Origin of the sequence: Streptomyces sp. NBC_00102 (assembly GCF_026343115.1) — a bacterium.
Lineage (GTDB): Bacteria > Actinomycetota > Actinomycetes > Streptomycetales > Streptomycetaceae > Streptomyces.
The window spans coordinates 5218848-5232162 of the sequence record NZ_JAPEMC010000001.1 but is presented as its reverse complement, the minus strand read 5'-3'; the positions used below and the strand labels follow the sequence as shown (position 1 = coordinate 5232162).

Below are 13315 nucleotides of genomic sequence, written 5' to 3'. Positions count from 1 at the left end.
GGAACGCCTCGGGCCCCGCGTCGCGTCACGCGCGCGGGGCCCGGGGCACGGCGGGTTCAGCCGGTGATGCTCTGCGGGTGCTTGAAGAAGTTGTCCGGGTCGTAGGAGCGCTTCACCTCGGCCAGCCGGGCGTAGTTCTCACCGTGGTAGGCCGCCTGCCAGTCGTCCACGTCGGGGTTGGGGAAGTTGAGGTAGGTCCCGCCGGTGGAGAGCGGGTCGACCACCTCGAAGCCGCGGGTCGGCCACGCTTCGGCGGCCTCCTCCTCCTCGGTGCTGGGGGACGACGTCCACAGCAGGGTGGCGAAGGCCACGAAGAACTCGGCGTCCCGGTGGACGTACGCGGTGTCGGTGCGGCCCACCTCGTTGGCCACTCCGCCCAGGGCCATGAGGTAGAGGTTCCGGCCCTGGCCCTCCCGGAGGTCGGCGCTGAAGGCGTCGAGGAGTTCCTTGGCCGCGGTGGCGCCCGTCGGCCGTGCCAGCAGCCGGGTCCGCTCGTGCATGTACGGCTGGCGCGGCAGGACGGCTTCGGGGTTGGTGCCCTCGCGGTGGCAGGCCGTGACGGTGATCGTCTCGCAGCCGTACACGTGCTTCATCGCCTGGTCGTAGGGGAGTTCCTCGACCGTGCGGAGCAGTGGTTCGGCGCCGACGGCGGCGGCGAGTTCGTCGAGGGCCGTCGCGATGCCGGCCTCGTCGCCGTGGTAGCCGCCGTTGATCTGGACCATCGGCTCGTCCTCGGCCGCTCCGTCGAGGACCAGGAGGCTGAGGACGGACCCGAGGTCGACCGAGCCGCGTGCACACCACTCCTGCCATTCGGTCACCACTTCGAGGGCCTTCTCCCACGGCCACATGGTGTTGTAGTAGACCATCGTGGGCGCGTCGATCGGCTCCACCTCGAACTCGACGACGATGCCGAAAACACCGCCGCCTCCCCCGCGTACCGCCCAGAAAAGGTCGGGGTGTTCGGTGGCGGAGACGCGTACCTCCCGCCCGTCGGCCAGTACCACCCGCGCCGCCACCACACGGTCGCTGCCGATGCCGAACTTTCTGGTCTGCAGGCCGATTCCGCCGCCTGAGAGGTAGCCGCCCGCGCACACCGTGGGGCAGGTTCCGGTGATGATCTGCTTGCCGTGCGCGGCCAGTTCGGTCAGCGCGTCGATCGACTGCGCACCCGGGCCGATGCGTACCGTCGAGGGACCGACCACCACACCGTTCATGCGGGACAGGTCGACGACGACGCCCTCGCCGGTGGACCAGCCCGCCAGGTTGTGACCGCCGCTGCGGGGCCGGACCGGAAGGTGGTGGCGGCGGGCGAAGCGGACGGTGGCGCTCACGTCCGCCGCCGACGCGCAGTAGACGACCGCCCGGGGGGATATGGAGTCGAAGTACTCGAGAATTCCCTGCTTGGCGAAGGCGTACTCCTGGTCGGAGGGCAGGACCACCGTCCCCTCCACCTGGGCGGTGAGCTCGTCCCAGCGGACCGTACCGCCGGCGTTCCGTCCGGTGGTCACGGGGTCTCCATTGCGAAGACGGGATTCTCGGTTCACGACACTCCTCCAGGCTTTCTTGCAGAACTCACATGGAACAAAGGAACGTTAGGCGCGGAACGCTGAGGTCCGGCACCCCTGAAGCCCCCCTCATGATCAGCGGGTTCGGTCGCGGGCGGGTACGGCCACCGGCCTCGTCGACGGCTCTTCCCGCCGGGGCTCCCACCGGGGTTCGCCACCGGGGTTCGCCACCGGGGCCTTCCGCGGGGCCCGTCACGGGGGTTCATCAGGGCATACGCGTCACGGGGGTACTCACCGGGTCCTGCGCGCGCCATGGGGCAGGTCGCCGGGTCGTGCGCATGGTGGTACCGGCGGCACGGGGGTGGGCCGCCGGTACCACCGCTTCGGGAGGGTCAGCCCGCGCGGTTGTCGGCGACGTCGCGCGGCAGCGGTGCTGCCGCCTCGTCGGCCGGGGCGGCGGCTGCCGGGGCCGGCGGCTTGCGGAGCACGAGGGCCCCGACGACCAGGCCGGCGACGACGATGCCCGAGGCCACGGCGAAGGCGAGGTGGTAGCCCGACACCAGGGAGGCCGCGGTGTCCTGACCGTCGGCCGCGGCGCTGCGCGTCCGGGAGGCCGCCAGGGTCGCGAGCACGGCGAGGCCGAGGGCGCCGCCCACCTGCTGCATCGTGTTGTTGATGCCGGAGGCGAGCCCCGAGTCCTCGGGCCGGGCGCCGGACATCGCGAGCTGGACCAGGGCCGGGAAGGCCAGACCGCCGCCGATACCGAGGAGCAGGAGCGCGGGCAGCACGTCGGAGACGTACTGTCCGCCGACGGGGGCGCGGCCGAGCAGGGCCAGGCCGATCGCGATGCTGGCCAGGCTGGGCAGCAGCACCGCCTTCATGCCGAACCGCATGTTGAGCCGGGGCGAGACGATGAGCGAGAACAGGCCGATCGCGACGGCCACCGGGAGGAAGGCGAGGCCGATCTCCAGCGGGTCGTAGTCCAGGACGTACTGGAGGTAGAGCGACCCGAGGAAGAGGTAACCGAACATCCCCGCCAGCATCATGCCGAGCACCAGGTTGGCCCCCGCCAGGTTCGGGGTCCGGAGGATCGCGAGCGGCAGGATCGGGGTCTTCGCCTTCGCCTGACGCACCACGAAGGCCGCCAGCAGGACGACGGTCGCGGCTCCGAAGCCGAGCGTGTGCCCGGAGAGCCAGCCGTGGTCCTCGACCTTCAGGATCGTGTACACGCCCAGCATCAGGGTGGCGGTGACCAGGAGCGAGCCCAGCACGTCCGCGCCACGGCTCAGCCCGGCACCGGACTCCTTGTCCAGCACCTTCAGACCCACCAGGCCCACCGCGAGGCCGACCGGGATGTTCACGTAGAAGATCCAGTGCCAGCTGATGGCCTCGGTCAGCACACCACCGGCGAGCAGACCGATCGAGGCGCCACCGGAACCGACGAAGCTGTAGACACCGATCGCCTTGGCCTGCCCGGCGGGTTCGGGGAAGAGGGTCACCACCATGCCCAGCAGTACGGCGGAGGTGACCGCACCGCCCGCGCCCTGCACGAAGCGTGCCGCGATCAGCATGCCCTCGCTGTTGGACGCGCCGCACCAGACGGAGGCGGCGGTGAACAAGAACACACCGCTGAGGAAGACCGTCTTACGGCCGATGAGGTCGCCCAGGCGCCCGGCCAGCAGCAGCAGACCGCCGAAGGCGATCAGGTACGCGTTGACCACCCAGGCCAGGTTGGCCGGCGAGAAGTGCAGATCCTTCTGGATGGACGGGAGCGCCACATTGACGATCGTCTGGTCGAGGATGATCATCAGGAAGCCGGTGCACAGCACGATGAGCGCTACCCAGCGATTCTTCACGGAGCCTGCTGTGGCGGCCGTGGGCATGGTTACCTCCGGAGAAATTCGTAGATTTGGTTACAGGTTCACGGTCCTTTCCGGCGGGCACAAGAAGGAACATTTCTGTTTCCCGGAAACATTCATGTGCCCGCCCAGGTCAGAGCGCCGGAGTACCGGCAAACACGTGCGAGGGCCGGGTGACGCTCACACCGTGACGACCAGCTTTCCGGTGACGCGGCCCGCGTCGGCGGCTCGGTGGGCGTCCGTGAGTTCCTCCAGCGGGTACGTCCGCTCCACGTGCGGACGCAGCTTCCCCCGGGTCACCAGGTCGGTGAGCTTCTCCAGTTCGGAGCTCGTGGGGCGGAGCGATACCCACTTGTAGCGCATTCCACGCTTCTCGGCCTCGTTCTCGTCGAGACCGGGGTCGAGCACCGCGCTCAGCAGCAGGCCGCCGGGGCGCAACGAGTCGAGCGATCGGGGGCCGTAGGCTCCGCCCACCAGGTCGAACACCACGTCCACGTCCCGGACGGCCTGGGTGAAGTCGGTCGTCGTGTAGTCCACGACCTCGTCGGCACCGAGTCCGGCCAGGAAGTCGTGCTTGGCGGCGCGAGCCGTCGCGAGCACGAACGCACCCTTCTCCTTCGCCAGTTGGACGGCGAGGTGGCCGACTCCGCCCGCCGCGGCGTGGATCAGGATGCGCTGCCCGGGCCCGCACCGCGCTTCTTCCACCGCGGCGAGGGCGGTGAGCCCGGCCACCGGGAGAGCCGCGGCCCCGACGTGGTCGAGTACGTCGGGTTTCAGGGCGAGTCCGTCTTCCTGGACGGCGACGTACTCCGCGTAGGTGCCGACGAACCGGACGCCGTAGACCTCGTCACCGGGCTGGAACCGGCTGGCCCCCGGGCCGGTCGCTTCGACGGTTCCCGAGAGGTCGGAGCCCAGGGTGAACGGCAGCGGACCCGCCTTCGCCACTCCGGTACGGAGCTTGGTCTCGCCGAAGTTCACCGAGGCCGCCCGCACCCGGACGAGCACCTCGCCGGGGCCCGGCTCGGGCCTGTCCGCCTCGATGATCCGTAACACCTCAGGACCGCCGTATTCGTACTGAATCGCCTTGCGCATGCGCTCCGCACCCCTATTCGCCAGTGGACCGGATCTTCCGGTCCACCAGTTTTTTACACCACGTCCGACGCCGAGTCAGCCGATCGAAGTTAGGGATGCCATAGGGGGTGCCTCAGGGGGCTGCCCCGGCCGGGCCGAAGCCAGACTGTGAAGCACGCTGGGTGACGAACGTCTGGCCGAATCCCGTGCGGCGCCGGTCAGCATTTCGAAGGGAATTCCAAGATGTCCGGTGACGATAAGCTGCGCGATTACCTCAAGCGCGCGCTGGTCGATCTGCGTCATGCCCGCAATCAGCTGACGGATCTGGAGTCGGAACAACACGAGCCGATCGCGATCGTGGGCATGGGCTGCCGGCTTCCGGGGGGTGTGCAGTCGCCCGAGGACCTCTGGCAGCTGGTGGCCGAGGGAAAGGACGCGATCTCGGCATTTCCGGAGGACCGGGGCTGGGATCTGGATTCCCTGTACGACCCCGATCCCGACCATGTCGGAACCTCTTACACGAAGGAGGGCGGATTCCTCCACGGGGCGGGCGGATTCGACGCGGAGTTCTTCGGCATCTCTCCGCGCGAGGCCCTCGCGATGAACCCCCAGCAGCGCATCCTGCTCGAAGTCGCCTGGGAGACGTTCGAGCGCACCGGGCTTGATCCCACTGGTCTCACCGGACAGGACATCGGGGTGTTCGCCGGGGTGATGTACCACGACTACGCCCCCGTAATGGAGCAGGTCCCGCCGGACGTGGAGGGATTCCTCGGCATCGGCAACTCGGGCAGTGCGACCACGGGCCGACTGTCGTACACCTTCGGACTCGAAGGCCCGGCGGTGACGGTCGAGACGGCGTGTTCGTCGTCTCTGGTGGCGATCCACCTCGGCGTCCAGGCCCTCCGCAACAAGGAATGCTCGATGGCCCTCGCCGGCGGCGTCGCCGTCATGGCCACCCCCGCCACCTTCATCGAATTCTCCCGCCAACGCGGACTCGCCCCCGACGGCCGCTGCAAACCCTACGCCGCAGCCGCCGACGGAACCGGCTGGTCAGAAGGCGCCGGACTCATCCTCCTCGAACGCCTCAGCGACGCCCAGAAAAACAACCACCCCATCCACGCCCTCATCCGCGGCACCGCCGTCAACCAAGACGGAGCCTCCAACGGACTCACCGCCCCCAACGGCCCCTCCCAACAACGCGTCATCAACCAAGCCCTCACCAACGCCCGCCTCACCCCCACCGACATCGACGCCGTCGAAGGCCACGGCACCGGCACCACCCTCGGCGACCCCATCGAAGCCCAAGCACTCATCAACACCTACGGCCCCCACCACACCACCCACCCCCTCTACCTCGGCTCACTCAAATCCAACATCGGCCACACCCAAGCCGCCGCAGGCGTCGCCGGCCTCATAAAAATGGTCGAAGCCATCCGCCACAACCACCTCCCCCAAACCCTCCACATCGACCAACCCACCCCCCAAGTCGACTGGAACAACAGCAACATCCACCTCCTCCAACACCCCCAACCCTGGCCCACCACCAACCACCCCCGCCGCGCCGCCATCTCCTCCTTCGGCGTCAGCGGCACCAACGCCCACATCATCATCGAACAACCCCCCACCCCCACCGAAAACACCACCAACAGCACCAACCAGGCGGACACCACCGACACCACCGACAGCACCACCAGCACTCACGCCGACACCCCCGAAAAACTCCCCCTCTTCACCCCCGACGCCCCCCTCCTCCTCCCCCTCTCCGCCAAAACACCCACCGCCCTACGCGCCACCGCCCAACGCCTCGTCCACCACCTCACCCAACACCCCGAACTCGACCTCACCCACCTCCAACACACCCTCACCCACCGCACCCACCACCCCCACCGCGCCACCCTCATCACCACCGACCACACCACCACCCACACCGCACTCAACGCCCTCGCCAACAACACCCCCCACCCCAACCTCATCACCGGCCACGCCACCACCACCGGCAAAACCGCCCTCGTCTTCCCCGGACAAGGCACCCAATGGAACGGCATGGGCGCCCAACTCCTCGACACCAGCCCCACCTTCGCCCACCACATCCACACCATCGAACAAGCCCTCACCCCCTACACCGACTGGAAACTCACCGACGTCATCCGCCAACACCCCAACGCCCCCACCCTCGACCGCGTCGACGTCGTCCAACCCACCACCTTCGCCCTCATGACCGCCCTCGCCCACCTCTGGCACCACCAAGGCATCACCCCCCACACCGTCATCGGCCACTCCCAAGGCGAAATCGCCGCAGCCCACATCGCCGGCGCCCTCACCCTCCAAGACGCCGCAAAAATCGTCACCCTCCGCAGCCAAGCCATCGCCACCACCCTCACCGGCCACGGCGGCATGCTCCACCTCACCCTCCCCCACCAAGAAACCACCCAACTCATCCAACCCTGGACACCCCACGCCCAAATAGCCGCCCTCAACGGCCCCCACTCCACCGTCATCGCCGGAAACCCCACCACCCTCCAAGAAATCAAAAACCACTGCACCACCAACAACATCCAAACCCGCACCATCCCCGTCGACTACGCCTCACACACCACCCACGTCGAAAAAATAAAAGACACCATCACCACCCTCCTCGCCGACATCAAACCCACCCAAGCCCACACCCCCTACTACTCCACCCTCGAACAGCAATACATCACCGACACCACCACCCTCACCGCCGAATACTGGTACCGAAACCTCCGCCACACCGTCCAATTCCACAACAGCATCAAAAACCTCATCGAACAAAACCACCGCACATTCATCGAAACCAGCCCCCACCCCGTCCTCACCCCCAGCATCCAAAACACCCTCGAAAACACCCCCCACCCCACCCTCACCACCCCCACCCTCACCCGCCACCACGACACCCCCCACCAACTCCTCACCGCCACCGCCACCCTCCACACCCACACCACCACACACCCACCCACACCCACCCAAACCACCACCCCCCACACCAACACCCCCACCTACCCCTTCCAACACAAGAACTACTGGCTGGAACCGGTGCGGACCGGTGCCACCGGGCTGACGGGCGCGGGCGTCGACCCGGCCGGCCACCCGATGCTGGGCACCTTCGTGGAACTGCCGGACGACGGAGGAACCGTCGCGGCGGGTCGGTTGTCGACCCGTACACACACGTGGCTCGCCGACCACGCGGTCTCGGGCCAGGTACTGGTACCGGGCAGCGGCATCGTGGAACTGGCCATCCGTACGGGCGACGAGGTGGGCGCCGGCCTCCTGGAGGAGCTGGTGATCGAGTCGCCGCTGACGCTCGACCCGGGCGTCGCACGGCGGGTGCGCGTGGTCGTCGGTGCGGCGGACGCCGAGGGGCGGCGAGCCGTCGGGGTGCACTCGGGTCCGGGCGAGTCCGACGGGTCGACCGCGCAGTGGACACGGCACGCCGCCGGTGTGCTCGGGGCGGGCGGGGTCACCGGCGCGGGCTCGGCGGACGCGGATCTCGCTCTCTGGCCGCCGGTCGGCGCGGTGGCGGTGGACCTCGGCGACTTCTACGACCGCAAGGAGCGCGAGGGATACGGGTACGGGCCGGCCTTCCGCGGGTTGCGCGCGGTGTGGACCCGGGGCGAGGAGGTCTTCGCGGAGGTGCGGCTCCCCGAGGAACTGCGTGAGGAGGCGGAGTCGTTCGGGTTGCACCCCGCGCTGCTGGACGCGGCCCTCCATGCCTGCGGCTTCGCCGCGCCGGAGGACGCCGAGGGCGGGGTACGTCTGCCGTTCGCCTGGAACGACGTGGCCCTGCACGCCTTCGGAGCCGCCGCCCTGCGGGTGCACGTGACACGCCTCGGCGAGGACACGGTGGCTCTCGCCCTCGCGGACGAGACCGGGGCTCCGGTGGCGACCGTGGGGACGCTCACCTTCCGTACAGCACAGGCCGGTTCCGGGACCGGGGTGACGGATTCCCTGTTCGCCACCGTGTGGCTTCCCGTGGCGGAGCCCGTCCAGGACGGCGAGGACTCCGCGGAGACCCGCACGGTGGACACCTCCGCGTGGGCGGCGGAATTTGAGGATCAGCCGGTACGCGTCCGTGAGCTCACCGGACGGCTGCTCGGGGAGCTGCGGGAGTGGGACGCGCGGGCCGGTTCGGACTCCTCCCGCCTGGTGGTCGTCACCCGGGGGGCCGTGTCGGCGGTCGCAGGAGACCAGCCCGATCCCTCGGCGGCGGCGCTCTGGGGACTGCTGCGTACCGCTCAGGCCGAGCACCCCGGACGGATCGTCGCCATCGACACCGACGAGGATCTCCCGGCGGACCGGACACGGTCGCTGGCCGCCCTCGGTGAGCCCCAACTCGCCCTGCGCGGAACACGGCTGTCGGTCCCCCGGCTGGCCCGGCGGCGCCACGGGAACGAGGACGCGCCCGCGACCCGGCTGGATCCCGAGGGTTCCGTGCTGGTGACCGGCGGTACCGGAACGCTGGGCACCCTGGTCGCACGGCACCTGGTCAGCAACCACGGCATCCGGCACCTGGTGCTGGTCAGCAGGCGGGGCCCGGCGGCCGAAGGGGCTCCGGAACTCGTGGCGGAACTCGAGGCGCTCGGCGCCTCCGCCACGGTGGCCGCCTGCGACGTGTCCGACCCCGGCGAGCTGGACAAGCTGCTGTCCGGCATCCCCGCCGAACACCGGCTGACCGCGGTGGTGCACACCTCCGGGGTTCTCGACGACGGGATGCTCGCCGATCTGACCCCGGAACGGTTCGACACCGTGCTGCGGCCGAAGGCCGACGCGGCCTGGCACCTGCACACCCGGACCGAGCACCTGGGACTGGCGGCGTTCGTGCTCTTCTCGTCCGCCGCGGGCGTGCTCGGCAGCCCCGGTCAGGCCAACTACGCCGCGGCCAACGGCTTCCTGGACGGACTGGCCGAGTACCGCCACGCCCGGGGACTGCCCGCCGTCTCCCTGGCCTGGGGCCTGTGGTCCGAGGCGTCCGGCATGACGACGCACCTGGCCGACACCGACCGGGGCCGGCTGTCGCGACGGGGCGCGGTCCCGCTCGGCAGCGACGAAGGGCTCGCCCTGTTCGACGCCGCGTTGCGCTCTTCCGAGGCACTGCTCATGCCCGCCCGGCTGGACTTCGCCTCGCTCGGCGCCCAAGCCGCCGACGGGAACCTGTCCCCGCTGCTGCGCCGCATGGTACGGCAGCCGAGGCGGGCGGCCGGGCAGGGCGGTCCGGCCGGTACCTCGCTGAGCGACCGGCTGACCGCACTCACCGAGAGCGACCGGCTGGCCCTGCTCGTCCAGTTGGTCAGTGAGCAGGTCTCGGACGTGCTCGGGCTGCCGCCCGAGGAGGCGGTCGATCCGGACCAGGCGTTCAAGGAGATCGGCTTCGACTCGATGCTCGCCGTGGAGCTGCGCAACCGGCTGGCCCGCGGCACCGGCGTCCGGCTGCCGGTGACCCTGGTGTTCGACTACCCGACCCCGGCCGTACTGGCGGCGGAGTTGCGCCGCGCGCTGCTGCCCGGCATCCCCGCCGAGGAGGAACCGGCGGAGGAGGCCGACGACGAAACCAGCCGGACGCTGGATCTCATCGCGTCCATGGACGTGGACGACCTGGTGGCACGAGCGCTCGGTACGTCATCCACCGACACGCACACTCCCGGAGAGGCATCATGACCACCACGACGGACAACCGCATCGTCGAAGCACTCCGCACCGCTCTGATGGAGAACGAACGGCTGCGCTCCGAGAACGACCGCATCACCGGCGCGGCATCGGAACCGATCGCGATCGTGGGCATGGGCTGCCGGCTTCCGGGGGGTGTGCAGTCGCCCGAGGACCTCTGGCAGCTGGTGGCCGAGGGAAAGGACGCGATCTCGGCATTTCCCGAGGACCGGGGCTGGGATCTGGATTCCCTGTACGACCCCGATCCCGACAACCCCGGAACCTCCTACACACGTGAGGGCGGATTCCTCCACGGGGCGGGCGGATTCGACGCGGAGTTCTTCGGCATCTCACCGCGCGAGGCCCTCGCGATGAACCCCCAGCAGCGCATCCTGCTCGAAGTCGCCTGGGAGACGTTCGAGCGCACCGGGCTCGACCCGAGCGCGCTGCGCGGGTCGGACATCGGGGTGTTCGCCGGCCTGATGTACCACGACTACGCGTCCCGCCTGACGGAGATTCCCCCGGAGCTCGAAGCCTCACTGGGGGTGGGGAACACCGGCAGCGTCGCCTCCGGCCGCATCTCCTACATGTTCGGTCTCGAAGGGCCGGCCATCACCGTGGACACGGCGTGTTCGTCGTCTCTGGTGGCGATCCACCTCGGCGTCCAGGCCCTCCGCAACAAGGAATGCTCGATGGCCCTCGCCGGCGGCGTCGCCGTCATGGCCACCCCCGCCACCTTCATCGAATTCTCCCGCCAACGCGGACTCGCCCCCGACGGCCGCTGCAAACCCTACGCCGCAGCCGCCGACGGAACCGGCTGGTCAGAAGGCGCCGGACTCATCCTCCTCGAACGCCTCAGCGACGCCCAGAAAAACAACCACCCCATCCACGCCCTCATCCGCGGCACCGCCGTCAACCAAGACGGAGCCTCCAACGGACTCACCGCCCCCAACGGCCCCTCCCAACAACGCGTCATCAACCAAGCCCTCACCAACGCCCGCCTCACCCCCACCGACATCGACGCCGTCGAAGGCCACGGCACCGGCACCACCCTCGGCGACCCCATCGAAGCCCAAGCACTCATCAACACCTACGGCCCCCACCACACCACCCACCCCCTCTACCTCGGCTCACTCAAATCCAACATCGGCCACACCCAAGCCGCCGCAGGCGTCGCCGGCCTCATAAAAATGGTCGAAGCCATCCGCCACAACCACCTCCCCCAAACCCTCCACATCGACCAACCCACCCCCCAAGTCGACTGGAACAACAGCAACATCCACCTCCTCCAACACCCCCAACCCTGGCCCACCACCAACCACCCCCGCCGCGCCGCCATCTCCTCCTTCGGCGTCAGCGGCACCAACGCCCACATCATCATCGAACAACCCCCCACCCCCACCGAAAACACCACCAACAGCACCAACAGCACCAACAGCACCAACAGCACCAACAGCACCAACCAGGCGGACACCACCGACACCACCGACAGCACCACCAGCACTCACGCCGACACCCCCGAAAAACTCCCCCTCTTCACCCCCGACGCCCCCCTCCTCCTCCCCCTCTCCGCCAAAACACCCACCGCCCTACGCGCCACCGCCCAACGCCTCGCCCACCACCTCACCCAACACCCCGAACTCGACCTCACCCACCTCCAACACACCCTCACCCACCGCACCCACCACCCCCACCGCGCCACCCTCATCACCACCGACCACACCACCACCCACACCGCACTCAACGCCCTCGCCAACAACACCCCCCACCCCAACCTCATCACCGGCCACGCCACCACCACCGGCAAAACCGCCCTCGTCTTCCCCGGACAAGGCACCCAATGGAACGGCATGGGCGCCCAACTCCTCGACACCAGCCCCACCTTCGCCCACCACATCCACACCATCGAACAAGCCCTCACCCCCTACACCGACTGGAAACTCACCGACGTCATCCGCCAACACCCCAACGCCCCCACCCTCGACCGCGTCGACGTCGTCCAACCCACCACCTTCGCCCTCATGACAGCCCTCGCCCACCTCTGGCACCACCAAGGCATCACCCCCCACACCGTCATCGGCCACTCCCAAGGCGAAATCGCCGCAGCCCACATCGCCGGCGCCCTCACCCTCCAAGACGCCGCAAAAATCGTCACCCTCCGCAGCCAAGCCATCGCCACCACCCTCACCGGCCACGGCGGCATGCTCCACCTCACCCTCCCCCACCAAGAAACCACCCAACTCATCCAACCCTGGACACCCCACGCCCAAATAGCCGCCCTCAACGGCCCCCACTCCACCGTCATCGCCGGAAACCCCACCACCCTCCAAGAAATCAAAAACCACTGCACCACCAACAACATCCAAACCCGCACCATCCCCGTCGACTACGCCTCACACACCACCCACGTCGAAAAAATAAAAGACACCATCACCACCCTCCTCGCCGACATCAAACCCACCCAAGCCCACACCCCCTACTACTCCACCCTCGAACAGCAATACATCACCGACACCACCACCCTCACCGCCGAATACTGGTACCGAAACCTCCGCCACACCGTCCAATTCCACAACAGCATCAAAAACCTCATCGAACAAAACCACCGCACATTCATCGAAACCAGCCCCCACCCCGTCCTCACCCCCAGCATCCAAAACACCCTCGAAAACACCCCCCACCCCACCCTCACCACCCCCACCCTCACCCGCCACCACGACACCCCCCACCAACTCCTCACCGCCACCGCCACCCTCCATACCCACACCACCACACACCCACCCACACCCACCCAAACCACCACCCCCCACACCAACACCCCCACCTACCCCTTCCAACACAAGAACTACTGGCTGGAGGGTTCGGGGCCGCGTTCGGGCGGCCGGATCTCCCTGCCGGAACCGGAAACGGAAACGGAGAAAGAGATGTCGCTCGGAGAAAGGCTCGCCGGCCTTTCGGCGGAAGAACAGCTCAAGGAACTCCTGACGCTCGTCCGCACGTCGGCTTCGGCCACCCTCGGGCACGAGGGCGAGGAATTCCCGACCGACGCGGCCTTCTTCGAGGAAGGCTTCAACTCGCTCAGCGCGGTGGAACTGCGCAACCGGATCTCCGAATCGACGGGACTGCGCCTGCCGGTCACTCTCCTGTTCGACTACGCCACCCCCGCGATGCTCGCGGAACACCTTCAGGAATCCCTCTTCACCTCCAGGAGCGCCTGAC

At 68.5% G+C, this 13315-nt stretch carries 5 protein-coding genes; 2 read left to right on the top strand and 3 right to left on the bottom strand.

All coding sequences use genetic code 11. The annotated features are described in order from the left end of the window. Window positions 1-56 precede the first annotated feature (56 nt). The 3 genes from OHA55_RS23360 to OHA55_RS23350 all read right to left on the bottom strand — a co-directional run bounded on the left by OHA55_RS23360 (window position 57) and on the right by OHA55_RS23350 (window position 4456). Window positions 57-1508, bottom strand: coding sequence for an FAD-binding oxidoreductase (locus tag OHA55_RS23360; RefSeq protein ID WP_266709355.1), 1452 nt, complete (start codon window positions 1506-1508; stop codon window positions 57-59). A gap of 389 nt (window positions 1509-1897) precedes the next feature. Further along, window positions 1898-3361 (bottom strand): MFS transporter, encoded by a 1464-nt coding sequence (locus OHA55_RS23355; RefSeq protein ID WP_323180444.1) that lies wholly within the window; start codon window positions 3359-3361, stop codon window positions 1898-1900. 183 nt (window positions 3362-3544) lie between these two features. Next, window positions 3545-4456: an NADP-dependent oxidoreductase gene (locus OHA55_RS23350; protein ID WP_266709351.1), complete on the bottom strand. Its 912-nt coding sequence runs from the start codon at window positions 4454-4456 to the stop codon at window positions 3545-3547. Between the two features lie 222 nt (window positions 4457-4678). On the opposite strand from OHA55_RS23350, the gene OHA55_RS23335 reads away from it, so the two are divergent. Beyond that, window positions 4679-10108: a type I polyketide synthase gene (locus OHA55_RS23335; protein WP_323180443.1), complete on the top strand. Its 5430-nt coding sequence runs from the start codon at window positions 4679-4681 to the stop codon at window positions 10106-10108. Further along, window positions 10105-13314: a beta-ketoacyl synthase N-terminal-like domain-containing protein gene (locus OHA55_RS36525; protein ID WP_323180442.1), complete on the top strand. Its 3210-nt coding sequence runs from the start codon at window positions 10105-10107 to the stop codon at window positions 13312-13314. The genes OHA55_RS23335 and OHA55_RS36525 overlap by 4 nt, the downstream gene beginning before the upstream one ends. Window position 13315: the final 1 nt, after the last annotated feature.